Genomic DNA, 24979 nt, shown 5'->3' on the forward strand with positions numbered 1-24979 from the left:
ATGTCCGTTGGTTCGACGCGTGGAATCGGAATCAGACGGCAGCAGCCGCAGCGAGCGGCGCGGTCTGGCTCGCGCGGCGCGCGTCCAGCACGCGGCGGATCGCGCGCACGATGCCGACGTAGCCTGTGCAGCGGCATAGATTGCCCGACAGTTCGAGCCGCACCCGTTCGTCGTCGGCATCGGGCAGGCGCGTGACGATGTCGCGTGCGCTCATCAGCATGCCCGGCGTGCAGTAGCCGCATTGCAGCGCGTGTTCGGCCGTGAAGGCGGCGCGCAGCGCGTTCATCACGGCGTCGTCGTCGAAGCCTTCGATGCTCTGGACCTCCGCGCCCGCGCACGACACCGCCGACGTAATGCACGAGCGCGTCGGCATGCCGTCGACCAGCAGCGTGCAGGCTCCGCACACGCCCTGTTCGCAGCCGATGTTGGTGCCGCACAGCATCTGCTGCTCGCGCAGAAAATCGGCGAGGCTCGTGCGCGGCTCCACGGCCGCCGACACGTCTTCGCGATTGACCCGCAGCGCGATGCGCTGGGTGACGCAAGTGACGAGATCGGTCATGTCTGCTTCCTGTTGTCGCGGACCATCGCGATCGCCCGTTCGAGCGCCACGCGATGCACCTGGTATTCGTAGCTTCCCGCTTCGAGGCCGGCTGCCTCGAGATGCGGATCGAGCAAAGCGGCGTGCGCGCTATCGAGCAACGCTCGCGCGTTTGCGATCAGATACGGCGGGCCTTCGACAGCACCGATCACCGCGCGGCAGATGCCCGCCGGCGCATCGTCGAGGACGATCGCAATGGCCTCGGCGAACTCGCCTGGCTTGCGGTTGAACTTGTAGTATGCCCAGCGTGCTGCCGATGACAGACGCCGCACGCGCACGCCGGTGAGAATCTCGTCGGGCTCGAGTGCGGTGGTGAACGCGCCGCTCATCCAGTCGCCGGCCGCGAGCGAGCGCGACCCGTCAGGGCCCGCGATGAGCAGTTCGGCGTCGAGCGCGACCATCGTGTTGATCCAGTCGGCAGCGGGGTCCGCATGGGCGAGACTGCCGCCGAGCGTGCCGCGATTGCGCACGGCACGATACGCAATGCCGCGCGCCACGTAGGGCATCAATCCCTGTGTGCCGTCGTCCCATTTGCGGTCCTCGATCTCGGCGTGCGTGATGCATGCACCGAAGAAGGTCGTGCCGCCTTCGATCCGGCATTCGCGCAACGCGGCAATGCCGCGCAGGTCGACCAGCATGTCGGGCTGCGCGAGGCGCAGGTTCATCATCGGACCCAGCGACTGGCCGCCGGCGACGAACTTGGCCATGCCTTCGGTCGGACTGACGATAGCGACCGCGCTGTCGCACGTCGCGGGCTTGGCGTAGTCGTAAATGGCGGCTTTCATGCGGGCATTTCCTTCGTCGCGCGGACCTGGGTCGCCGCTCGCAACGCGTCGACGATCACGCGCGGCGCGATCGGCAGCTGATTGACCTGCACGCCGAGCGGGCGCAGCGCATCGTTGACGGCATTCGCAATCGCAGCGGGCGAGCCGATCGCGCCGCTTTCGCCGATGCCTTTCTGACCGAATTCGGTGTACGGCGCGGGCGTTTCCATATGTTCGATACGGATCGCTGGCACTTCGGTCGCGCCCGGCAACAGATAGTCGGCGAGCGTCGAGGCGAGCGGTTGACCGTCTTCGCTGTACGGCATCGCTTCATAGAGCGCCGTGCCGATGCCCTGCGCGGCCCCGCCGTACACCTGTCCGTCGACGACCATCGGATTGATCAGCACGCCGCCGTCTTCGACGATCACGTAATCGAGAATGTCGGTCTTGCCGAGTTGCGTATCGACCGCGACGACGACCGCGTGGCATGCGTAACTGAACGTGCCCGTGTCGCGCTTCGCCTGATACGACGTCGACACTTCGAGGCCGCGCGGATCGACGTCGGGCGGCAGCAGTTGCGGGGCGAGATACCAGGTGCGCGCGATTTCCGCGATCGTGCGGCGCGTGCCGGCACCGCACACCGCGCCGTTTTCCCAACGCACGGCTTCGAGCGGCTCCTTCAGCAGCCACGCGCCGATTTTCAGCAGGCGCTGTTTGAGTTCCTTCGCGGCCTGGCCCAATGCGCCACCCGCCATCACGATCGAGCGTGAGCCCCATGTGCCCGTCGAGTAGGGCGTGACGCCGGTGTCGCCGAGCACGATGCGCACGTGCTCCGTATCGATGCCGAGCACTTCGTGCGCGATCTGCGCGAGCGTCGTCTCCATGCCCTGGCCATGCGAATGCACGCCCGCGCGCACTTCGAGAATGCCGTCGGGCGTGAGGCGGATCACGGCCGGCTCGTAGCCCGGCACCATCGGAATGCCCCAGCCGTGGTACACCGACGTGCCGTGCGCGCCCTGCTCGCAGAATACCGCCATGCCGAAGCCGAGCCGCCGGCCATCCGGCTCGCCACGCTGCTGACGCGCGCGGACCGCGGGCAGATCGATCGCGGCAATCGCGCGCCGCACGGCTTGCGGATAGTCGCCGCTATCGAAGTGCTTGTTCGTGATGTTGTCGTAGGGCATCTCGTGCGGCTCGACGAGGTTGCGCAGGCGCACCTCGTACGGCTCCATGCCGGCTTCGACGGCGATCGCGTCCATGATCGATTCGATCGCGTAGCACACGCCCGTGCGCGCGACGCCACGATAGGGCAGGATCGGCGGCTTGTTCGTCGCCACCGACCAGGTCCGGCAGCGGTAGCGGTCCATCTTGTACGGGCCGGGCAGAATGCTGCCGACCTGGGCCGCTTCGAGGCAAGCCGAGAACGGATACGACGAGTACGCGCCCGAATCGACGCTGGCTTCGCAATCGACCGCGAGCAGGCGTCCGTCGCGGGCGGCATAGGCTGTAATGTCGTAGTCGTGTTCCCGGCAGTTCGCGTTGGCGGTCAGTTGTTCGCGGCGGTCCTCGATCCAGCGCACAGGTTTGTCCAGATGCATCGCGAGCCAGCCGCAGCACACTTCCTCGGGCAGCAAGATGCCCTTGTAGCCGAAGCCGCCGCCGACGTCCGGCGCGATCACGCGCACCTGGCCTTCGTCGAGACCGAGACAGTGCGCGAGGCCCGTGCGCGTGATGTGCGGCATCTGTGCCGAGGTGTGGACGATCAGTTGCGACAGACGCCGGTCCCAATGCGCGACCACGCCGCGGCCTTCCATCGGCGCCATGCTCTGGCGCGCGGTGCGCAGCTTGCGGTGCACCTTGATCGGCGCGTCGCGGCGGATCGCGTCGAGATCGACATCCGGCTTCGCGTCGACAAAGGTTTCGAGAAAGACGTTGTCGCCCCATTCTTCGTGAACGAGCGCCGACCCGTCGCGGCGCGCATCGAGCATATCGACGACGGCCGGCAACTCTTCGAAATCGACGAACACCTGCGCGGCGATATCTTCAGCGGCAGCGCGGCTCGCGGCCACGCACATGGCGATCATCTCACCGACCTGGCGCACCTTGGCGCGCGCCAGCACGGGCTGTTCGGACGGCTTGAAGCCCGGCAGCCCCGAATTCGCGACGATCGGCTTCACGCCGTCCAGATCGGCGAGCGTGTAGACGAACTTCTCCAGACCAGCGGGCTTTTCGATTCCAACGATATGGCCGTGCGCAATCGGACTGCGCACGAACGCGACATCGACCATGCCGACCATCCGGATGTTGCCGACATACTCGCCGCGTCCGTGCATGAAGCGGTCGTCTTCCTTGCGCGGCAGCGACGCGCCGATGCCTTGCGGCCGCTGCGGCGACTTTATGGTGGCTGCACGTTTCATCGTGTCTCCTGTGAAGGGCGCGTCAGGCGGCGCGCGCCAGCGGCAGTTGCGGCGCATCGGCGTCGTAGCGCACGCCGTCGCGCAGACAGAAGCGCGGCGCGAGCATGCGCTCGGTGACGACCTGAGTGCCTTCGTTGTCTTCGAGCACCCAGCGGCCGCGCTTGTCGTCCAGCACGGTGATGTCGGCGACACCGCCGGCCTTCAACGTGCCGAGTTCGCCTTCCATGCCGATCATCTTCGCGGCGTTGCTGGTGGCCATCGCAACGACATGATGGAGCGGCAGGCCGAGCGCCAGCATGCTCGTCATGGCGCTGACGAGGCTGAACTGCGTGCGGCCGAGAAACGAATGCTCTTCGTCAGGATGACTGTCAGGCGTGCCCGCAGGCGAGGGCACATGAGTGTTGTAGCCGTGCATGTCCGCGCCGAGCGTATCAGGTATCACGCCACTGTCGAGCACCACGCGCGCCGTCTTGAAGCTGAAGTGCGAGCCATGGCCGACATCGATCTTCAACCCGCGCGCGACCGCTTCGTGCACGAGCGGATGCAGCTTGCCGTTTTCTTCGACAAAGCCGCCGGGGTGCCGGCTGAACGGATGGGCGAGGATGTCGCCCGGCTTCAGCGTGTCGACCACCTGATTGAAGATCGAATCCGGATTCACGGCCCGCCCGCCGCTTTCGGGCTTCGGCCATAGTTGCCCGAAGTGGATATAGACGGGCAGGATCGCATCGCGTCCGATCTTCGACGCTATCTTCATGACGTCGAGCCCCCAGCGAGCAAAGCCGCCGATCTCTGCGTGCGCCTTCACGCCCTTGACGAGATCCGCATTGGCGAGCGCGGACTTCACCGTCGCAGCGGCATCGAGGCAGTCCGGGCGATAGAGGTCGGGGTAGTAATGGCCTTCGAGGCCGCCCACGAGGTAGGCCGAAATATAGGCGAACACGCGGGTTGCCGCGGGCTCGGCGACGAAATGGCGAAAACCCGGAATCGTGATGCAGCTTGCACCGCCCTGGTCGACGATGGTCGTCACGCCGGAGCGCACGCCGCACTGATCCGCGTTCAGGCCAAAGCGGCCCGTCACGTATTGATAGACGTGGCCGTGCGTGTCGATGAGGCCGGGCAGCACCAGCATGTCACGGCAATCGACCACCTGGGCCGTCGGCGCCATGGCCGAAAGTGCCGGGCCGATCGCGGCAATCAATTGACCTTCCACGAGAATGTCGAGCGTGGCGTCGAGGCCGGCAGCCGGATCGATCACGCGGCCGCCTTGGAGAAGAAGCTGGGACATGTTCCTGTGCAGTTCCGGGGACGAGATGCGTGGTGTACCGCAAATAGTGTGCCGGTTTGAAGGCGTTGCTTCAAAAGTCTGGGAAACGCCTTCGTATCAAGTACTTGCAATGTCTTCATAAAATAGATGCGTGCCGTACCACGGATTTGCGCCGTCAACTCCGCACCAACATGACGAGTTCCGCTCGATGCTGCACCGAAAGCCGGCCCAATGCTTCGCGGTGGTGAATTGCATGGTATGCCACGCAATTTCCGCAAGCCCGACGGATCGCATAGAATTCAGCCATTCATCCCGTATCAGCCCGTGTTTTCCCGCTCTCTCGAAGGCAGCCCATGTCGACCTTGACCCCGCCGGAAACGGACCTCCACCCGACCCGCGCCGAACTCGAACGCTTGCAGGCGAGATCACCTTTGTTCGAGCGCCCCGGTTTTCTGATCCGGCGCCTGCATCAGATTCATGGCTCGCTATTCGCGGAAGAGACGAGCGAGTTCAATATCACGCCCGTGCAATACAGCCTGCTGACGACGCTCGAAACACTCGGCGAGATCGATCAGAACACGCTCGCCGTGGAGATCGGCCTTGAACGCTCCAGCGTCGCCGAAGTCATCCCGCGACTGCATGCCCGCGGTCTCGTCAATCGCAAGCAAGCCGCACACGACAAGCGCCTGCGGCTCGTCAGGCTGTCCGCACAAGGCCGGCGGCTGGTGGCGAAGATGGCGCCTGCGGTGCAGCGCGCGCACGATCGAACCATCGAACATCTATCGCCCGCCGAGCGTGACGTTTTCATGTTGCAGATGATCCGTCTCGTCGAGGCCAACAATGAACGGACCGTCGTGCCGTTGCGATTGCCCGAGGCGACGGCAAGCGATGGCGATGATGACACGCCCTAAAACGGTTGCTGCTGCACTGCGTCTGGGCAGACGTGCCCGATCATACGTCGCGACGCCGAACGCGCCATCGCCGTTAGCTTTGCGCAAAGCGCCGTCGCGCATGAAGCTGCGAAAGAAAGTGCACGGTTGGCAGGCTTTGTGCTTAGAACGGTGCGTCACGGGATGAGCGTGAAGCTCAGCAACTGATAGGAAAGCTAGGGTTCCGGTCCGCGGTGTGATGCGGATGTCTGGTCCGAGAGCATTCCGGCTCCGGTTACGTTCGGGGCTCCACGGAGGGATAAAAGCCCGGGAGATGCGCATGAAGCGCTCTCCCGTACATTTTCTTCCCTCAGTTCTGGAGCCTTCCGTATGCCGTTCTCACCGATGAAGACGTTGCGCACGTTGTCGCTCGCTGCAAGCATGCTTGCTTGCCTGTCGTTCTCCACTCCCGCCGCACAGGCTGCCCAGCCCTTGAAGATCGGCACCGTCGTCTGGATCGGCTATGGTCCGTTCTATGTCGCGGAAGCCCTCGATCTCTACAAGAAGTACGGGCTGTCGGTCAAACTCCAGTTCTTCAACGACCCCGGCCTGCTGCCCGCTGCGCTGGCGAGCCATTCGGTCGACGGCGCGATGCTGACCTATGACCAGGTGATCGGCTCGGACGCGAAGGGCATGAAGCAGAAGGTCGTCATGCCGATCGACTTCTCGAACGGCGGCGATGCAATCGTGGCGACGTCCGATGTCAGGAAAGTCGCCGACTTCAAGGGCAAGAAGATTGCGTTCAATCCGCTTTCGCCGTCCGACTTCCTGCTGGCCTACGCATTGCAAACCAATGGCTTGAGCGACAAGGACATCACGGCCGTCAACATGACGCCGGAGGCGATTCCCGGCGCCATGGTGTCGGGCAGTCTGCCGGTCGGCGTCACGTATGAGCCTAACGTTTCGCAGATCCTGTCGGCGGACAAGAGCAAGTTCCATGTGGTGTATTCGTCGCGCAACGCGCCCGGTCTGATCGCCGATGTGCTGGTGTTCGAGCAGCCGTATATCGACGCCCATCCGGCCGAGGTGAAAGGCATTCTTCAGGCTTACGCGGACGGCATGGCCTATATGAAGAGTCATCCGGACGAGGCGAACAGGATCATCGGCAAGGCGCTCGGCATATCGGCGGACGAAGTGAAAAGCCAGCTCGATGGCGTGTACAACATTCCGACGAAGGAAATGCCGCAGAGCTTCACGAAGGGACCGACGACGCGTTCGTACTTCACGAGCGGCGCGGTGATCGGTGGTCTGCTGCAAAAGAAAGGGCAGATCAGCGCGCCACCGGCGATCGAAACGACGATCGACGCGCAATTCGTCAATCAACTCGTGAAGTGACCGCCATGCGCAGCTTCTATCGATACCGCGACGGTGCGGTCCCGAACACGCTGACGATCGCTTATTCGTTCGGCGGCTTCGCGTCGAGCATTGCGATGCTGCTGACGGCGAAACCATGGCTCACCGTGCCAGGTACGCTGCTGCTCGCGCACGCGATGATCGTCAGCGCCTATCTGCTGCATGACGCCGCGCACGGCGCGGTGTTTCGCACCGCCGAAGCGAATGCACGGCTCGGCGCGGCGCTCGCGTGGATCAACGGCAGTTGCTATGCGTCGTTCGCGGATCTCAGACGCAAGCACATGCGGCACCATGTCGATCGCGCGGACGTGCTGACGTTCGACGCGAAGGCGTTCCTGCTGGGCAGGCCGCGATGGGTGCGCAGAGTCGTGCTGGCGCTCGAATGGGCGTATTTTCCGGCGGTCGAGCTGATCATGCATGGCTATGTGATCGCGATGCCATTCATGCGCGCGGGCAAACGTTCGCAGCGCCGGCGCGTGGCGACGGTGCTGGTCGTCCGGGCCGCGCTGTTCGCGTGGCTGGCGTGGCTCTCATGGCAGGCGGCCGCGCTGTATCTGGTGGCATGGCTCGTCTGCCTGATCGTGTTGCGCTTTGCCGATGCCTATCAGCACACCTATGACGCGTTCGCCGTGCTGGAGGAGGGTGGCGCGATCCCCGCCGACAAGATCAGGGACCACGCGTACGAGCAACGCAACACGTATTCGAACCTCGTCTCGGTCCGCTATCCCGCGCTCAACCTGCTGCTGCTCAATTTCTCGTATCACAACGCCCATCACGACCGGCCGGTCGAGCCGTGGTATCGGCTGCCCGCCGCGCATGCCAGGCTTTACGGCGACGACGACAGCCAGGTCATTCCGATGGCACGCCTTCTGACGAGTTTTCATCGGCATCGTGTCAAACGGATTCTCGCGAGCGACTACGGCGTGATGGACATCACGAAGAAGCAGGCCGACGACTTCTATGGCGCGGTCGGCGTGTCGTTTCTAACCGCGGTATAGGTGCACCGATATGCAGATCGCTCTCGATGGCAAGGTTGCGCTCGTCACCGGCGCGGCCACGGGCATTGGACGCGCGACGGCTTGCATGCTGGCTTCGGCCGGTGCGCGGGTCGCGGTGGGACACTTCAATCAGCATGAAGCGGCGAGCGAGGCGTGCCGCGATATCGAAGCGGCGGGCGGCATCGCGCATGCGTACGACTTCGACGTGACGGACAGCGCGGCGTTTCAGGCGGCGGTGGCGGAACTCGGCGAACGCTGGGGCCGCATCGACGTGCTCGTGAACAACGCGGGCGTGCTGCTCGACAAGCCGTTTCTCGAGACCTCGGAGGCCGACTGGCGTCGCGTGGTCGATATCGATCTGACGGGCGTGTTCATCGGTTGCCGTGCCGTGCTGCCGTCTATGCTGAATGCGCGGCAAGGCGTGATCGTCAATATCGCTTCCGAACTCGGCATGCTCGGCCGCGCGCACTTTGCACCTTACTGCGCGGCGAAGGCCGGCGTCATTGCACTGACACGTTCGCTCGCGCGCGAGTTTGCGCCGACCGTGCGCATCAATGCGGTCGCGCCCGGCCCGGTGGCGACCGCGATGCTGTCCGCGGACCACATGAGCGCCGAAGCGCTGGCGCTCGAAGCGGCGATTCCGGCGGGCCGCGTCGGCTCGCCCAACGAAATCGCCGCCACGATCGTGTTCCTTGCTTCCGACCATGCATCGTTCTACCACGGGCAGACGATCAGTCCGAATGGCGGAGCGTGGATGGGCTGAACTCACCTGACCGCCTCGCGCGATTCGCCTGAAAAAACGCGCGCCGGTGGCCGACAGATTGCGGAGAAGTCATCAATGAATGAAGTCCTGATGCAGCGCTTGAGCTGGGTGAACTATCGCAACCGCGTGCTGAACGACCAGGCGGTCGTGTTGTTGCCGTGCGGCGCGCTCGAACAGCATGGTCCGCATCTGCCGCTCGGCACCGATGCGTTGCTGTCGACGGCGGTTGCGACCGACGTGGCGCGCCAGCTCGGCGGCATCGTCGCACCGGCTTTCAACTACGGCTACAAGTCGCAGCCGAAGTGCGGCGGGGGCCAGCATTTTTGCGGCACGACGAGCGTGGATGGCAACAACCTGTCTCAGATGACGCGCGACGTCGTGCGCGAATTCTCGCGGCACGGCGTGCGCCGTCTCGCGCTGATCGACGGCCACTATGAGAACCAGTGGTTTCTCACCGAAGGGATCGAACTGGCGATGCGCGATCTGTCGCTCAACGGGACGCGCACACCGGCGCTGCGCGTGGTCCGCCTCGAGTACTGGGATTTCTGCACCGGGCCCACGCTGGCGAAGGTATTCCCCGATGGCTTTCCAGGCTATGCGCTCGAACACGCGGCCGTCATGGAGACGTCGATGATGCTGCACTATCACGCGGACCTGGTCTCGCTCGACGACATACCCGACGAAGCACCGGCGGATTTTCCCGACTACGACAGCTATCCGACGCGCACGTCATGGGTTCCGCTCTCGGGTGTATTGTCGTCGGCACGGGGGGCGAGCGCGCAGAAGGGCGCGTGGCTCGCCGACGAAGTGTCGAGCCGAATCGCGGCCGCCCTGAAGGCCGAATTCAACGACGCGTAGCATCGAACGCATATCGTCAACGGAGACACAGGCAAATGACGCAAGTTTTGAGAGTGTGGCCCTTGCTCACCGCGATGCACCGGTACGACAAATCGGTATCGACGCGCAATCGCGGCGCAGGCACCGATATCGACGCACCGATCCTCGCGTATCTGATCGAGACACGGCAGGGGCGCATCCTGTACGACGTCGGCTGCGACTATCGCAAGATCGCGGATCCCGCGTTGCGCGAGCGTTACTACACGCAACGGGCAAGGCCGCTGCCCGTGCCGCAGATGACCGACGAGCAGCGCATTCCGGGCCATCTGGCGCGGCTCGGCCTGCTGCCTTCGGATGTCGACGTCGTCATGATCGGCCATCTGCACTTCGATCACGCGGGGGGCCTGTGCGACGTGTGCGGCTCGGACATTCACGTGCACGCGGATGAACTCGAAGCGGCGCGCGCGCAGGCGGACCTCGGCTACTTCCAGGACGACTTCGCGGGCGACTATCGCTGGCGCGTGCAACGGGACGAGTACGAGCTCGCGCCTGGCGTGCGTGCGATCAACACGCCGGGACACACTGCGGGACATATGTCGCTGTGGATCGAACTCCCGCAGGGCAAGCCCATCGTGCTCGCGGGCGATGCCGCCGACCTAACCGAAAACATCGACGACGAGATTGCGCCCGGGCTGTGCTGGAACGACCGTGAAGACATGGCGCTCGCCAGCATCCGCAAGCTCAAGGCGCTCGCACGCGAAACGGATGCCGCCATCTGGCCGAACCACGACATTGCGTTCTGGCGAACGCTGAGCAGAGGAACCGCATGGCACGCATGACTTCGCTGCCGTATGACGATCAGCGCGCTACCGCGCCGCCTGTGCCGCAGGCCTATCGCGGACTATGGCGCCGCACGCTGCTGACGACGGGAGACGGACGGATCGATCGCGAAACACGCGTGTTCTGGATGCAGACCGAGCGTTTGCACATCGATATCCGGGTGCCCGCCGCACGCGGCACGTTCGGCGCAGCATCGGCCCTTGCGGCGCTGACGCGTGAGCAATTGATCGACCTGGCCGCGCAAATGGGCTTCGCGGGCATGACGACAGTTGACGAGGCAGCCGTTGTGGTCGATCCCGCTGACGGCCGGCTCGACCGCTGCACGTGGCATCGGCAGATCGACTTCAGCCCGCCGAGCGACGCGCGCGATCTGGGGACCATGCGCTTCGAGACGCCACATGTCGTGCTCGAAGACGGCATCGAAGCCGTGTATCACGAACGCTGGGAGCGCGATCCGGCTTCGCTTGGGTTGACGTGGGCGGTGCGGCTGTCGCGCGAAGCCGCGCATGCGGCGGGTTTGCTGGCCGACGATCTGGATGGCGCGGCGCGCGACGATGCGCCGTCGGTATTCATCGCGCGATGCGGCGATTTTTTCATGCTCGCGCGCAGCCGTTCGCCGCGCGCGCAGGCCGTGCTGGCGTCATACCGGGGCAAGCGCCTCGCCGAAGCCGTGCGCGACCCGGCGCTCGATATCGACCATGTACGGGCTTTGCTCGATTTTGAAATCTCGCTCGGGCGCGTACGTGGCAATGACGGCGCGCGCTGGACGATCGAACTTTCGACGTTGCCCTGGCGCGAAGGTCAGCCTGCATTCGCCGACGCCGTCAGCGCGGCCCTCGATCGGCTTCAGGCAACGCCCGGGTAGGGCGCCGGTTAGACCTGACGCATCACGCACTACTCAACACGGCCAGACAGGAGCTACGATGTCCACCACCGAACACGTGCTGAACCGGAAAATGCCGGCGGCAGAGAGGCCGCAGAAGCGCAGGCCACCTTCGTTATGGGCTGTGCGCGGCGAGATCAGCCGCTCCGCTTATCTGATGTTCGCGCTCGCGGGCCTGCTGGTGCCGTTACTCTCGTGGTGGGCGCTGGCGTCGGCCGGGCTGGTCGCGAAGGTGTTCATGCCGGGGCCGCTCGATGTCGTTCATCGGCTGTCGATCTGGTGGACCGACGACGGCCTGCTGACCGACATCGGCATCAGCATGTATCGCGTCTGCGCCGGGTGGGCGCTTTCGGCGCTCGTCGCGGTGCCGCTCGGCCTGCTGATCGGCACGTTCAAGCCAATGCAGGCGTTGCTCGAACCGCTGACCGACTTCATCCGTTATATGCCCGCAGTCGCGTTCATTCCGCTCGTGATGTTGTGGGTCGGCATCGACGAAGGTTCGAAAATCGCGATCATTTTTATCGGCACATTCTTTCAGATGGTGTTGATGATCGCGGAGAACGTGCGGTTCGTGCCGCTTGCGCAGGTCGAGGCCGCGCAGACGATGGGCGCTTCACGCGAGGAACTGGTGCGGCTCGTGATCTTCCCGTCGGCGAAGCCGGCGGTGCTCGATACGCTGCGTATCACGATGGGCTGGGCATGGACGTATCTGGTTGTCGCCGAACTGGTGGCGGCGAACACGGGGCTCGGGTATTCCATCCTCAAGGCCCAGCGCTATCTGCAGACCGACAAGATCTTCGCGGGCATTCTGCTGATCGGGCTGATCGGTCTCGTGATCGACCAGGCGTTTCGGCTTTCACACCGCCTGCTGTTCAGCAAATGGATGGCCAAACGATGAAATCCCCCATGAAAAAGATCGTCGTCGAAGGGCTGTGCAAGCAGTTCGGGCGCGCTGCGAACCAGGTGCAGGCGCTCGCCGATATCGACCTGACTGTCCGCGAAAACGAGTTCGTCACGCTGGTCGGCGCGTCGGGTTGCGGCAAGTCGACACTGCTGCGCATTCTGGGCGGGCTGGAAACGATCGACAGCGGCTCGATACGCGTCGACGATCGCGAGATCGAAGGGCCGGGGGTCGATCGCGCGATGGTCTTTCAGAACTACAGCCTTTACGCATGGCTGACGGTCAGGCAGAACATCCGCTTTTCACGCCTGTTGAAGGTCAACGGGCGCAACCGGACGCAGGCGGAGGTCGAAACGGCGAGCGGACGCGCCGATGCGCTGCTGCACTCGATGGGCTTGGCGCACGTCGCCGAGGCCTATCCGAACCAGTTGTCGGGCGGCATGCAGCAACGCGTCGCGATTGCACGCGCGCTGATGGGCAAGCCCTCGATCCTGCTGATGGACGAGCCGTTCGGCGCGCTCGACGCGCAGACGCGTGAAGTCATGCACGACCTGATCCTGCACGTTCATGCGCTCGAGAAAACGACGCTCGTGTTCGTTACACACGACGTCGAGGAAGCGATCTATCTCGGGCACCGGGTGGTGCTGATGGCGCCGCGGCCCGGACGTATCGATTCGATCTACGACGTGCGGTTGTCCGCGAGGCGCGATCCGGAGATGAAGCTGTCGCCGGAGTTCATCGCGCTTAAGCGTGAGATCCTTGCGCGGATACGGGAGACGTCCGGCATGAAAACGGATCTGGAGAGGCTGGAGCAGTTGACGCGCCAATGATGGCTCGCCATGCCCCGGTATAGCGGACGTGCGAGTTTCGATTATTCGGAGAAGCTTGGGCTATTCGCTTCCGACGGCTTGACCCAACTAGTAGTTTGTTGACGCGCCAGGATTCCCATCTTCTAGCTGCGGCTCAAGGCGCGGCTCCGCATCGTTTCGCCGAACGTCGACCTGTATGTCGACGATCGGTGTTGCGGTCATTGCTATGGCCACCCTGTCCGAGTCCGGCAGGAGCCCTGCAAATGCCGCGATACCGGTCAGGCATAGAGCCACCAGAGCAACAGCGGCAACGGCAATGATTGCGCTGGTTCCAACCGACTTCGTTTCGGCTGTGTCGGAAAAGCGGCATGTCATGACTGTCTCCTCGAATGCATTGCTCAATGCAACGTCCATGCCGACCGGGGCGATTGGCGCGAACTGCCCGTAAGGCGGGGGTTTGCGCCGCCGCTGCCTGCATCGAACGCAAGGAGGGAGGGTGAGATGTTGGGTTCGGACGAACACATTGGAGTCTTGCTGGCGCCGAGACCAACATGTCGATGAGAAAAGCGGTATGTCCTCTATTCTGAGCGGCCATACGGAGTGAACGTCGCCTGCAATTCATACGGCGAGTTGTTCGCTTGAATACGTCGCTCAACCCATCGCTCGACAAGGCCGTCTGGATGGCGGGCCGTGGTGACTGGTCACGACCTGAGGCAAGACATGCAATGCATGAGCACCGGGATACATGCTGAGTCACAATTGCTGACAGTTGAGTCGGGTGGTCTGTTCTACAGTACCGCTATGCACTCCCGCCACGTTGCATACAACCGAATCTGCAAGACTCTCTTGAAAAAACATTTTGACCTGCGCGCTCCGTTTGTTGCGAACGCCACTGGCTCCGATCAGGTCGGGCAGGATGGTGAGCGTCTGGCGGTGGGCGCGCCTCATTCTGTGAATCCGCTGTGCTCAGCTACCCTGCCGCCATCTCGATCCGGCGGACAGGATATCCGGAAGGTCACCCTCGCCGAGGTCGAACATCTGGAGGCCACCGGTGCGCTTACAGTGTGTCGTGTATTTCGGAGTTTCAGCTATGCAGCAAGCCTGCTTTTACATCGAGCTGATCTGGTGTATTACGCGACACTCCATCAGGACGGCGCGTTGTGGCGTGTCCTGACGATGGGCGAGCTGGAAAGCGCAGAGACCGCGTTCCGCCACTTCACGCAGCAAGCCACGCATCTGTCTGAGGAGGATATGCGCCGAACGCTCCTCGAAGCACAAAACGACCAGTTGATCCGTCTGATTGAACAGGCGCAGACCCAGTCCGAACGGCTACGCATAGATCTGGAGAGCCATGCCGCCCAGGCACAGCTGGTTGCCCAACGGCAACAGCAGGCGCGCCGGGAGATTGCGCAGCTCGAGGCGCAGCGTGTGGCCGCCCAGGCTCAGTTGAATCGGCTGCGGCGCCAGATCCATCAGCTTGATCTGGCCGGCAATGAACGCTTTCCACGTCAGCCGATCCGTCAAATTCGAACTACCGCTGCTCCTGACTAGAAACATACTCGGCATGAACCGGACGTCGCTGATCGACGGATTCTCAAGGCTTTGTCTGGATGGGGTTGTTGCAAGGTGCCTGTGGGTTGGGTAAAAAGCGCAAAATCATAAAGTCGATCCAATCATGCCGGACAAAAGCGGCCCGTAATCCCTTTGCGAAGGAGTCGAGCGCGGCAGTCGACTTTCTGGGGGCAGTTTTGTTCGCGCAGAACCGTCGAAACCAAATATTGTCTGCGGCAGAACCGATATCGTTCGCCATGCACCAGCGCCCCCGAAGACAGCCCTGTTGAATCCCCGGCCCCAGTGGTAACATTTGTTGTTATCCCTACCGGCGGCTCGCCCGATCAACGCATGCCAGACAGTTTCGACCAGCTCGCCGCCCTGATCCGGGCGCGCTTCTCCGAACTGAGTCCACAGTTCCAGATGGGAGCAGGTTTTCTGCTCGATCATCCGGACGAAGTCGCGGTCTCGTCGATGCGCAAAGTGGCCGAGCGCGCCCAGGTGCAACCGGCTTCGCTCGTGCGCCTGTCGCAGCAACTCGGTTTCCCCGGTTGGAACGAATTGCGTAATCTATTCGTCGCGCGTGTGCGCACGCGGCCCGAGCCGCTCACGAGCCGCGCGCGTTCGCTGGTCAAATCGAAAGATGCGCTGGCGAACGATCTGCTGATCGCGCAACAGCACAATCTCGATGTCACCGCCGCGCATAACGGCCGCGTGATCGTCGAAGCCGCGCGGTTGTTGCGGCGCGCGCCGCACGTGCACGTGGCGGGCTTTCGTTCCTGTTACGCGGTGGCCTTCGGCCTGGTGTACGGCTACCGGTTGTTCCGGTCATCGGTGTCGCTGCTCAACGGCGAGGGCGGCACGCTCGAAATGCAACTGCGCACGATCGAGCGCGACAGTGCGACCATCGTCATCAGTTTCGCGCCGTATTCGGTCGAAGCGGCGCGCGTGGCCGAGGCCGCACTGGAAAAAGGCAGCAAGCTGATTGCGATCACCGACAGCGCCGTTTCGCCGATCGCGCTGAACGCCGACAAGGCGCTGATCTTTTCGCACGAGAGCCCGTCGTTTTTTCCGTCGCTGGTGGCGGCTACCGCGATTACGGAATCGCTGGTCGCGCACCTGCTCGCGCTCGAAGGCGCGGGCGCCGTCGAACAGCTCGCGATCGCCGAGCAGTCCCTGCACGCGAAGGGCGCGTACGTGCCTTGAGCATTTCCGTTCTAAGCGAACCCGGTGTCTGCGCGGCGCAAGATCTCTTCATCTGAATCAGTATCGCCCTGTTTGACAACATATGTTGTTTGGAAGTATAAATGCGTACCGATTGTTGAATGAGTGCGAGCCGTGGCGTCGAAACAGGGGGTGGGTCTTTTTCAGGTGAGCGGGGAGCCGTATGACATCGGCTACCGGTTGGGTGAAATCGCGAGGCCGGTGTTCGCCGAGTACATGGCGCAGAGTCGTGCGTGGCGCGCGGTCCGGCGCTGGCGCGGCGAGCCGTTCGTGCAGACGCTGCGTGATGCGGCCCGCTCGCACTATCCCGCGTTGCTGGCCGAACTCGACGGCATGGCGGCCGCGCTGGGTTGGCCCGCCGAAGACGTGTTTCTCTGGAACTGCCGCGGCGAACTGATCCATCACGCGCCGGATGGTTGCACCACGCTGGCGGCTGTGGCGGGCGACCAGCGCTTCATCGCGCATAACGAAGATGGCGACCCGTTTCTGCGCGAGCGCTGTGCACTGGTCGAGGTTCGACCTGTCGGCAAGCCCGGCTTCGTGAGCTTCTATTACCCGGGGTCGCTGCCGGGACACACCTTCGCCGCGAGCCGCGCCGGTATCGCGCAGGCAATCAATAATCTGCGCATTCGCGAGCCCACCGCCGGCGTGCCCCGGATGATCCTCGCCCGAGCCGTGCTCGACGCCGGCTCGCTCGACGAAGCGTTGCACCTGCTGCGCACCGTGCCGGCGGCGAGCGGTTTTCATCACACGCTAGGTTGTGCGGGCGACGCGCGGCTCTTCAGCGCCGAAGCCAGTGCGCGGCGTTGCTCCGTACGAAGTGTGTCCGGACTCGCTGGCCACGCAAATCACATGATTCATCCGGGCTGCGAAGCCGAAGCGCAAATCGTCACGGAATCATCGCGTGACAGACAATTGCGTGTCGATGCTTTGCTGCCGACGCTCGTCACGCCAGTGCAACCCGCTGCGTTGCTCGACGTACTGCACGATCGCGCGCCATCGGGCTTGCCGATTTATCGCGACGACCCGCTCGATCCCGACGACGAAAACACGCTTGCCACCGCGCTCTTCGAGATCGGTGACGCCGGTGTGTCGATGAAAGTCTATCGGCAGGGACACTGCGCACTCGACACCTTCATCGCTCGCGCAATCACGAGGAACTAAAAATCATGTCAACCGTCTTTCATCGTTCACCGAAGCAATCTCTGCCGGTCGCTGTCGCGGGCGACGGCATCGAAATCGTCGATTCGACCGGCAAGCGTTATATCGACGCGTCGGGCGGCGCGGCCGTGTCATGTCTCGGCCACAGCAATCAGCGGGTGATCGACGCGATCAAACGCCAGTCACAACAGCTGCCGTACGCACACACGTCGTTCTTCACCACCGAGCCCGCCGAGGAGCTTGCCGACTATCTGGTGGCGCGCGCACCGGCCGGGCTCGAACACGTGTACTTCGTGTCGGGCGGGTCGGAGGCGATCGAGGCGGCGCTGAAACTGGCGCGCCAGTATTTCGTCGAGAAGGGCGAAACGCAGCGCCGCCATTTCATCGCGCGGCGCCAGAGCTATCACGGCAATACGCTGGGGGCGCTCGCGATCGGCGGCAATGCATGGCGCCGCGAGCCCTTTCTGCCGATCCTGATCGAAGCGCATCACGTGAGTCCGTGCTATGCGTACCGCGAGCAGCACGCAGGCGAAACCGAAGAGGCCTTCGCCCAACGGCTCGCCGACGAACTCGAGCAGAAGATTCTCGAACTCGGCGCCGATACGGTGGCCGCGTTCGTCGCGGAAACGGTGGTGGGCGCGACGGCCGGCGCGGTGCCGCCGGTGCGCGAGTACTTCCGCAAGATTCGTGCGGTGTGCGATCGTTACGGGGTCCTGTTGATTCTCGACGAGATCATGTCGGGCATGGGTCGCACCGGCGTTCTGTACGCGTGCGAAGAGGACGGTGTCGCGCCGGATCTGCTGACCATCGCGAAGGGGCTCGGCGCGGGCTATCAGCCGATCGGCGCGACGCTCGTGAGCGAGCGGATCTATCAGACGATCGTCGGCGGCTCGGGCTTCTTTCAGCATGGTCACACGTATATCGGCCACGCCACCGCGTGCGCGGCGGCGCTCGAAGTGCAGCGCGTGATTGCCGAAGACGGGCTGCTGTCCAACGTGCAGGCGCGCGGCGAGCAGTTGCGCGGCCGGCTGCGCGAGCACTACGCGCAGCATGCGCATATCGGCGACGTACGCGGGCGAGGGCTCTTCGTCGGCGTCGAACTGGTCAGGGACCGCACGAGCAAAGCGCCGTTCGACGCCGGGTTGAAACTGCACGCGGCGATCCGGCGTGAAGCGTTCGCGCGTGGGTTGATGGTGTATCCGATGGGCGGCACCGTCGACGGCAAGATCGGCGATCATGTGCTGTTGGCGCCGCCGTTCATCTGCACCGAGCGCGAGATCGACGAGATCGTCAGCCGGCTGACCGACGCGATCGACGGCGCATTGTCCGCCGTCTGAGCCCTTTGACTACACCGCCACCCGCGAGAACGATAATGACCGAACGTTTGCCTCACTTCGACCTGTCCACCGCCACGCCCGAACAGAAGAGCGTGCTGGACGACATTCTGTCCGGCCCGCGCGGCAATCTGAACGGGCCGTTTCTCGGCTGGATCCATAGCCCGGAACTCGCGCAGCAGGCGCAGCGCCTTGGCGCGTTCTGCCGCTACCGGACCGGCTTGCCGTTGCGTCTGTCGGAACTGGCGATTCTGGTGACCGCCGCGCGTTGGCAGGCGCAGGCCGAGTGGTATATCCACTATCCGATCGCGCTCGAAGCGGGCGTGGGCGAAGCGGACGCCGAAGCGATCCGTCAAGGACGCCGCCCGGATTTCGCTGACGCCGACGACGCCCTGATTCACGACTTCGCGAGCGAGCTGTACGACACGAAGCGGGTGTCGGATGCGACCTATGCGAAGGCGGTCGACAGATTCGGGCATCAGGTGGTGATCAACCTGGTGGGCCTGCTCGGCTACTACGCGCTGGTGGCGATGACGCTGAACGTGTTCGGCATGCGAGCACTGGGGCAGGAGAGTTTGCCGTTCGCCGAGTAGGAGGCGGCTGGGCGCAGCACGCCGCGCAACGCATAATACGAAACGCCCCGGCTGCGAACTTCGCAAACCGGGGCGTTTCTCCGTCTACCGCTACAACCTCACCTGCCGCGCCACTGCGTGATGCCTCCGACCGTGCGGCTCTACGCCTTACTGCCCGCGATACGTCGAAAACAGACGTTGCTGCACCGAAGCCGGCGCGCCGGCCGCCGACGAACCGCTGCTCACACCGCCGATGTCCTTCGAACCTTGCGTCGAGGCAAGCGTTGCTGCTTGCGGCACCGTCTTCGGGTATTCGGTGTCGTTCTGATACACGAGGCCCGCTTTTTGCGCCGCGACCAATTCGCTGCGCACCTGAGCGCGCGTTACCGGACCGTCGGCCTGCTGGGCGAACGAAACAGCCGGGACGACGAGAGCGGACGCAATGACCACTGCGGAAAGAAGCGATTTCATGATGACCTCCAAGATTTTCGATTGTTGAGGGATCAGGTTTGAATCACCAGTCCTGGTCCGTTGAAACAAGTCTATTTCCTGCGAGGTCTGCAAAAAAGCGCCGTTGCGATGAAAGATTGTTACTGTTTTTGATGTAATTTCGAAAATAGCCGCCATGCGCCCGACCGCTGGATCGTCACGACGCTGGCACACGTAGCGCCTATGATGAAGTTCGGTCCACGCCCGCGCCTGCAGCGTCGCGCGACACGTCCGAAGGAAGTCTCCTAGGAGACGACCGATGCCTGAGCCGCGAAACATCCGGGCGAGACCGTCGCGGCGGGGGCATCATCTTCGGTCGACACACGCGCGCAGCAGGGCACCCAACAGGAGAGAGCAATGAAGCGCAAGGCATCGGCAGTCTGGCAAGGCGGCCTGCAAGACGGCAAAGGCTCGATTTCCACCGACAGCGGCGTCCTCAAGGAGACTCAGTACTCGTTTTCGACGCGCTTCGCGGACGGCATCGGCACGAATCCGGAAGAGCTGATCGCGGCTGCGCATGCGGGTTGTTTCTCGATGGCGTTGTCGGCGGAACTGGGCAAGGCCGGCATCACACCGGAACGCATCGGCACCACGGCGACCGTCACGCTCGACAAGGACGGCGGCGGCTTTACGATCACCGCGGTGCATCTCGACGTGGCGGTGAAGATCCCCGGTGGCGACAAGTCCGCGTTCGACAAGGCGACCGCGGATGCGAAGGCGGGTTGTCCTGTGTCCAAGGTGTTGAACGCGACGATCACGATGGACGCGAAGCTCGAAACCTGAGTTTTTCCCGCCCGTTCTGCCCGCTTCTGCCCGCTTTTTGGCAGGCGGCGCGTGACGAAGCCGGCGAGCGGGCCAAGCCCCACTGCCGGCTTTTTTACGTGCCGGCCGGGATCTCCCTTAGCGCCGCTGTCCGTGATCATTTAACCTGAAAAACGAGGGTTGCTGGATTTTCGTAACGGTTTTTAGCCGGATAAGTAGCAAACGTTTCAGGAAACGAAATCGAATCGTCATGCCTCGCAGAACAAATCCGTATTATTTGCCAGATTTTGCCTGCAACTCACCATCGAACAAGGTTCTTAAAATCCCTAGAACTTTCCAGTATGGAACTGGATAGTCCGTAGTTCGGCGAGTAGCCAGCCGCGATCCGCATGAAGCACAAATCAGCGACGGCAGCGAATTCTGGTCCAAGCGAATAAGCGTTCCGCATGCTTGGCATTGCGAGACAAGTGGCGTGAAGTGTTTGATGCAATGTTCAATTCCGGGTAATTGATGATACGTGCGCCAGTAAGCGATACCGTAGCGGCTGAAGTCATCCTCTACACATTCAAGGCAAGCGAAGGAATTGGCTTTAATGAGACTTCGGATTGAAAGCCCGTGAAGATATGCTCTCCATGGAGCCATTCAGTGGCGGCATCACCCGGATATCGGCATTTGTCCTCCGCTGACGCCAAGCTAGTGCCGTCGGGTGAGAGCGGGGGAAAACGGGCGAACCGAGCCGCCCGCATGAAATACGCGGCCCGTTGCTGTTACGCCTGATGCCCCGCCCAAATTGCGGGCCGCCGATTGATCCACGGCCGTGCGCGTTCGAGCTGCCCTCCGAGTCGCAGCAATATATCTTCTCGCGCGAATGCTCCCGCGAATTGCATTCCGATGGGCACACCTGTTTCGGGATGACTTTCTAGCGGGACTGACATCGCGGGAACACCGGCGACATTGAACGGCGGGGTTAGAGGCGAATGCTGGAATACTCGCTGGGTCCATTCGAGGCCGTTCATCGATTCCGCGCCCTCGCCGTATTCTCCAATGCGCGGTGGCATTTGCGGCAGCGTTGGCGTGAGCAGAACATCGAAGTCTTCGAACCAATACCCGACAGCCCGCGTCACAACGTTGCGCATCGCCAGCGCGGCGGCGAATGCGGACGCCTTCTCTTCCTTGCCATAGCGATAACAGGCCAATGTGGCGTGCTCAAGCGTCGTCTCATCGATCGGTCGCCCGGTCGCCGCAGCCAGGCCTTCGATCCAGTCGACCAGCGTCGCCGTCCAGATCGTCGCATTCATCCGCACGAACGCGTCCCACGACACGCCAAGGGACGGCCGCACTTCGTAGACCGTGTGACCGAGGTCCTCCAGGAGCCGCGCCGTCGATGCCGCTGCTGCCGCGATTGCTGGGTCGGTTCGATCCGCACTCCACGGATCGGTCATCATGCCGATCCTGAGTTTGCCTGGTTCGCGGGCGACCTGCGACAGGAAGCTGTGCTCTGGCGCGGCGGTGAGGTAAGGCTCGCCGATCGCGTGCCCCTGGATCGCATCGAGTAGCGCGGCGCTGTCCCGCACGCTCCGGCTCACGCCCAGTTGCACGCCGAAGCCTGCAAAGACTTCGTCGAGGGCGGGCCCGTTCGAACTGCGCCCTCGCGTCGGCTTGAGTCCGAACAAGCCGTTGAAGCTTGCCGGCACCCGGATAGAGCCGGCTGCATCGGTGGCATGCGCGAGCGGGACGGCGCCGGCTGCGACTGCAGCTGCGGCTCCGCCGCTAGAACCGCCGGCGCTCGAATCCGGCTGCCAGGGATTGCGCGTCGCGCCCTGGAGCGTGGATTCAGTGGTCGTGCTGAACGCCATTTCGGGTGTAGTCGTGCGGCCGATCGTGACGAGTCCGGCTGCGCGGAACCGCGACATGAGCCATGAATCGGCCGGGGCGACGACGCCGCTGGAGAGCCGGCTCCCAAGCTCCAGCCGCTTACCGCTCATCGCAACCGCGAGATCCTTGATCAGAAACGGTACGCCAGCGAGCGGACCAGTGCAGTGGTCCGGGTAGCCTCCGCTTTCGCTGGCCGGCCAGTGTTCGATAACTGCGTTGATCGCCGGATTGACTGCTTCGATCGCCGAACGGGCGAGCTCGGCAAGCTCCGCAGGCGTAACTTCGCGGTCTGACACGCGTTTTGCGAGCCCAATTGCATCGTGACTTGTATATTCGCTGAGATTCATATGCGCCTCCTGGTTGAAGGCGACAAGATATTGCAGGAGGGTGCTGGCGATTAGCCCAGGTTGCCGGCAAGGATTAAACCATCGGCGGCACAATCTCTATGCTAGGCTCAAGTCATCCACAACGCTCAGCCGGGATATATGCGTCGATGACCAGGGATCTCAACGACACGCTCATCTTTCATCGCGTCGTGCAATCGGGCAGCTTTACTGCGGCAGCGATCGCGTTGCAGATTCCCAAGACGACGGTTAGCCGGCGAGTACGGGAACTCGAGGCGCACCTCGGTTCGCGACTGTTGCACCGGACCAATGTGCGGCTCGATATTCTGGCGACGCATGTGCCAATAGATCTTTTCGATGACGAAGTGGACGTCGCTCTGCGTCTTGGAGTCCTTCCCGATTCCAGTCTTGTGGCACGGCGGCTTGGGACCTTTTCGACGTCGGTCTATGCGAGTCCCGCATATGTCGAACGGCACGGCTCGCCAGCCGTTCCCAACGAACTGCGGCTCCATCCTACGCTCGCACTTCATCAGGCCCGCAGCGACCGCGGTTACACCTGGCCTCTGCACAAGCTGGGACGCAAGGCGACGCACTATTCGCTGGAACCGGTGATCGTCGCCAGTGACCCCGCACTTATTCTTGACGCCGTTCGCGCCGGCAAAGGCTTGTTGCTGGCTATGGATGCCAGCGTGGCTCCCGAAGTCGAGGCAGGGCGCTTACTGAGAGTGCTGCCCGAATGGATAGGTCCACCGCAGGATTTGAACGCACTGTTCCCGCGAGAACGGGTTCCGTCGCCCAAGCTGCAAGCTTTTCTGAACTACCTCAAAACACAATTGCGTTTCGGCGATATGGGGTGACAGACATTTTGACGAATGGCTCCTGTACCGCCAATACCAGACCTCGGAAGTACGTTTAGTTGACTGGCCGATTCGGGTCGAGCCGCGTCTTTCGCGTGGCAGAGCGCTCCCGAAAAAAGCGGCCGACCGTCGGCGTGGGACTCTCAGCGGCCACAACCGGTCTCTCGACACCGACGCCTGGATCGCTGACAATCGGCGACTGCCGCTGTTATATCCGTAGGTCTTGGTCACAATAATGCCCAAACTCGCCCATCTGTTCCTCTGGATCACGCTCGCCATCCCCGTCTCGGCCTTGGCATACGGTGGTCATAATCCAAGCTACGATCAGTGCATCCTGCAGTCGTTGCAATACAGTCAGAGCAGTTTTGCGGCTCGCGCACTTAGCGACTCGTGCGACGCGCTTTATAGAAATGGTGAAATGCTTTTACCGCGCGAAAGAGCGTATCACCTGTGCGTCCTGCAAAATGTGCAGACCGTGAGAGGAGCGTTTGCGGTCAACGAGATACTTCATGCATGCCGACGTCAAAACCCGATGTAGGACGGCCCCGGCTGATGGTTGCAGAGCCCCACGTTTGCAAAATTTACTTTCGATTGCGTTGATTGTCGTCGTCCTCCGAGGCCGGGCGACCTTGGCACGAGCGGCTGCTTCCTGAAAATGCCACGGTCCTCCGAGGGTCGGCACGGCCGATTGCAATTCCGCAGTGATCGCCCACGAAGCGCCGCTCGCCGGCGCCACAGATCCGACGTTCAGGTGACGGCATGCCTCAGTCGCTGAATGCTCCCGAATCCAGTCCGCGACTTCGCACTTCGGAGCCTTTGGCACCGATGCCTCGCTACAGTGCGCCGCCCCAGTGTTGAACAAAGGCCTTTCCTTATCTCTCTAACAGGTTGGAGGTGAAACTGCTGGTCAGACGATTGGCGATATTCGCTCTCGGGGCGGACATCGCAAGTAACTTTAGATAGCCCAGCGGTAGATATTTGCCCACGGACCGGCCCGCTTTATTGCTGCGTCTGCAGCATCGAGACAGGAAGAGGCATCGAACCACACGTAATGTGGGCCTCCAGTATTGGACCGATGGAGAGGACAATGACTCTGATCAGATGGACGCTGACGATTGGCTTGGTATGTGGATGCGGCCTGGCCGGTACGGGCAATGCAGCAACAAACGACCGGGCTTTAAAGCTGCTGCAATTGCAAACCTTGAATCGTCTCGCATCGGAGAGCGCGCCGACGAAGAAGAACGCTTCGGGCGACAACAGTGCGCGCCAGGATCGTGGGGCAAACCGTCCGGGAGTCCAGTCACAGCCAGACAATCGAGGCGTGCCCGGCAACGTGCCGACGCGAAGGCCATAACGTGCGATTAAACGTCAGACCGGGGACGGCTCGTCGCGACGCGCAGTTGTGGCTTGCAGGGTGATCAGCAATGGCCACAGGGCGCCTTCGTGCCGTTTCG

At 62.9% G+C, this 24979-nt stretch carries 25 protein-coding genes and 1 riboswitch; of the genes, 18 read left to right on the forward strand and 7 right to left on the reverse strand.

Annotated features, from left to right (window positions below):
* Window positions 1-31: 31 nt before the first annotated feature.
* Genes HV770_RS33715 through HV770_RS33730 form a run of 4 tightly spaced genes read right to left on the reverse strand, consistent with a single transcriptional unit; the run spans window position 32 to window position 5064 of the window.
* Entirely contained in the window at window positions 32-559 is a 528-nt protein-coding gene (locus HV770_RS33715; RefSeq protein WP_246291449.1) for a (2Fe-2S)-binding protein, read from the reverse strand.
* Entirely contained in the window at window positions 556-1383 is an 828-nt protein-coding gene (locus HV770_RS33720) for an FAD binding domain-containing protein (protein WP_175165808.1), read from the reverse strand. The genes HV770_RS33715 and HV770_RS33720 overlap by 4 nt, the downstream gene beginning before the upstream one ends.
* Window positions 1380-3779, reverse strand: a complete 2400-nt coding sequence (locus HV770_RS33725; RefSeq protein WP_175165809.1) for a xanthine dehydrogenase family protein molybdopterin-binding subunit — start codon at window positions 3777-3779, stop codon at window positions 1380-1382. Before HV770_RS33725 ends, HV770_RS33720 begins: the two co-directional genes overlap by 4 nt.
* 22 nt (window positions 3780-3801) lie before the next feature.
* Window positions 3802-5064: an amidohydrolase/deacetylase family metallohydrolase gene (locus HV770_RS33730; RefSeq protein WP_175165810.1), complete on the reverse strand. Its 1263-nt coding sequence runs from the start codon at window positions 5062-5064 to the stop codon at window positions 3802-3804.
* Window positions 5065-5396: 332 nt separating this feature from the next.
* Between HV770_RS33730 and HV770_RS33735 the strand changes: the two genes are divergently transcribed.
* From HV770_RS33735 to HV770_RS33775, 9 genes are all read left to right on the forward strand, one after another.
* Entirely contained in the window at window positions 5397-5954 is a 558-nt protein-coding gene (locus tag HV770_RS33735; RefSeq protein ID WP_175165811.1) for a MarR family winged helix-turn-helix transcriptional regulator, read from the forward strand.
* Window positions 5955-6137: 183 nt separating this feature from the next.
* Window positions 6138-6248: riboswitch (guanidine-I (ykkC/yxkD leader) on the forward strand.
* Between the two features lie 54 nt (window positions 6249-6302).
* A complete protein-coding gene (locus HV770_RS33740) occupies window positions 6303-7307 on the forward strand; it encodes an ABC transporter substrate-binding protein (protein ID WP_217468670.1) in 1005 nt (334 codons plus the stop codon).
* Between the two features lie 5 nt (window positions 7308-7312).
* Window positions 7313-8323, forward strand: a complete 1011-nt coding sequence (locus HV770_RS33745; protein ID WP_217468671.1) for a fatty acid desaturase family protein — start codon at window positions 7313-7315, stop codon at window positions 8321-8323.
* 10 nt (window positions 8324-8333) lie between these two features.
* Window positions 8334-9086, forward strand: a complete 753-nt coding sequence (locus tag HV770_RS33750; RefSeq protein WP_175165813.1) for an SDR family NAD(P)-dependent oxidoreductase — start codon at window positions 8334-8336, stop codon at window positions 9084-9086.
* Window positions 9087-9161: 75 nt separating this feature from the next.
* Window positions 9162-9944, forward strand: a complete 783-nt coding sequence (locus HV770_RS33755) for a creatininase (protein ID WP_175165814.1) — start codon at window positions 9162-9164, stop codon at window positions 9942-9944.
* A 35-nt stretch (window positions 9945-9979) separates the two neighbouring features.
* Window positions 9980-10762, forward strand: a complete 783-nt coding sequence (locus HV770_RS33760) for an N-acyl homoserine lactonase family protein (protein ID WP_168664265.1) — start codon at window positions 9980-9982, stop codon at window positions 10760-10762.
* Window positions 10750-11628: a hypothetical protein gene (locus HV770_RS33765; RefSeq protein ID WP_175165815.1), complete on the forward strand. Its 879-nt coding sequence runs from the start codon at window positions 10750-10752 to the stop codon at window positions 11626-11628. Before HV770_RS33760 ends, HV770_RS33765 begins: the two co-directional genes overlap by 13 nt.
* A 58-nt stretch (window positions 11629-11686) precedes the next feature.
* Window positions 11687-12544 (forward strand): ABC transporter permease, encoded by an 858-nt coding sequence (locus HV770_RS33770; protein ID WP_121322863.1) that lies wholly within the window; start codon window positions 11687-11689, stop codon window positions 12542-12544.
* Between the two features lie 8 nt (window positions 12545-12552).
* Window positions 12553-13377, forward strand: coding sequence for an ABC transporter ATP-binding protein (locus tag HV770_RS33775; protein ID WP_246291451.1), 825 nt, complete (start codon window positions 12553-12555; stop codon window positions 13375-13377).
* Between the two features lie 87 nt (window positions 13378-13464).
* Here HV770_RS33775 and HV770_RS33780 read toward each other — a convergent pair whose 3' ends face one another.
* The gene (locus HV770_RS33780) at window positions 13465-13758 is read right to left on the reverse strand and encodes a hypothetical protein (protein ID WP_217468672.1); all 294 of its coding nucleotides are present in this window, start codon (window positions 13756-13758) and stop codon (window positions 13465-13467) included.
* A gap of 444 nt (window positions 13759-14202) precedes the next feature.
* On the opposite strand from HV770_RS33780, the gene HV770_RS33785 reads away from it, so the two are divergent.
* The 5 genes from HV770_RS33785 (at window position 14203) to HV770_RS33805 (ending at window position 19219) form a co-directional block, all read left to right on the forward strand.
* Complete coding sequence (locus tag HV770_RS33785; RefSeq protein ID WP_175165818.1) at window positions 14203-14907, forward strand: DUF2968 domain-containing protein; 705 nt, start codon at window positions 14203-14205, stop codon at window positions 14905-14907.
* Window positions 14908-15258: 351 nt separating this feature from the next.
* Window positions 15259-16113: a MurR/RpiR family transcriptional regulator gene (locus tag HV770_RS33790; RefSeq protein ID WP_175165819.1), complete on the forward strand. Its 855-nt coding sequence runs from the start codon at window positions 15259-15261 to the stop codon at window positions 16111-16113.
* Between the two features lie 132 nt (window positions 16114-16245).
* On the forward strand, window positions 16246-17295 hold the full coding sequence (locus tag HV770_RS33795; protein ID WP_246291453.1) for a C45 family autoproteolytic acyltransferase/hydrolase: 1050 nt from the start codon (window positions 16246-16248) through the stop codon (window positions 17293-17295).
* Window positions 17296-17300: 5 nt separating this feature from the next.
* On the forward strand, window positions 17301-18629 hold the full coding sequence (locus HV770_RS33800) for an aspartate aminotransferase family protein (RefSeq protein ID WP_175165820.1): 1329 nt from the start codon (window positions 17301-17303) through the stop codon (window positions 18627-18629).
* A 35-nt stretch (window positions 18630-18664) separates the two neighbouring features.
* Complete coding sequence (locus HV770_RS33805) at window positions 18665-19219, forward strand: carboxymuconolactone decarboxylase family protein (RefSeq protein WP_121322791.1); 555 nt, start codon at window positions 18665-18667, stop codon at window positions 19217-19219.
* Between the two features lie 147 nt (window positions 19220-19366).
* Here HV770_RS33805 and HV770_RS33810 read toward each other — a convergent pair whose 3' ends face one another.
* On the reverse strand, window positions 19367-19669 hold the full coding sequence (locus tag HV770_RS33810; protein WP_175165821.1) for a DUF4148 domain-containing protein: 303 nt from the start codon (window positions 19667-19669) through the stop codon (window positions 19367-19369).
* Between the two features lie 375 nt (window positions 19670-20044).
* Here HV770_RS33810 and HV770_RS33815 point away from each other — a divergent pair, with 375 nt between their 5' ends.
* Complete coding sequence (locus tag HV770_RS33815) at window positions 20045-20470, forward strand: OsmC family protein (RefSeq protein WP_175165822.1); 426 nt, start codon at window positions 20045-20047, stop codon at window positions 20468-20470.
* Window positions 20471-21216: 746 nt separating this feature from the next.
* Here the strand turns inward: HV770_RS33815 and HV770_RS33820 are convergent.
* Window positions 21217-22671, reverse strand: coding sequence for an amidase (locus tag HV770_RS33820; protein ID WP_175165823.1), 1455 nt, complete (start codon window positions 22669-22671; stop codon window positions 21217-21219).
* A 146-nt stretch (window positions 22672-22817) separates the two neighbouring features.
* Between HV770_RS33820 and HV770_RS33825 the strand changes: the two genes are divergently transcribed.
* The 3 genes from HV770_RS33825 to HV770_RS33835 all read left to right on the forward strand — a co-directional run bounded on the left by HV770_RS33825 (window position 22818) and on the right by HV770_RS33835 (window position 24879).
* Window positions 22818-23525: a LysR family transcriptional regulator gene (locus tag HV770_RS33825; protein ID WP_175165824.1), complete on the forward strand. Its 708-nt coding sequence runs from the start codon at window positions 22818-22820 to the stop codon at window positions 23523-23525.
* Window positions 23526-23760: 235 nt separating this feature from the next.
* Window positions 23761-24063 (forward strand): VF_A0006 family four-cysteine protein, encoded by a 303-nt coding sequence (locus tag HV770_RS39495; RefSeq protein ID WP_175165825.1) that lies wholly within the window; start codon window positions 23761-23763, stop codon window positions 24061-24063.
* 549 nt (window positions 24064-24612) lie between these two features.
* Window positions 24613-24879: a hypothetical protein gene (locus HV770_RS33835; protein ID WP_175165826.1), complete on the forward strand. Its 267-nt coding sequence runs from the start codon at window positions 24613-24615 to the stop codon at window positions 24877-24879.
* The last annotated feature ends 100 nt before the right edge of the window (window positions 24880-24979 follow it).

Source organism: Paraburkholderia fynbosensis, from assembly GCF_902859935.1.
GTDB classification, from domain to species: Bacteria; Pseudomonadota; Gammaproteobacteria; order Burkholderiales; family Burkholderiaceae; genus Paraburkholderia; species Paraburkholderia fynbosensis.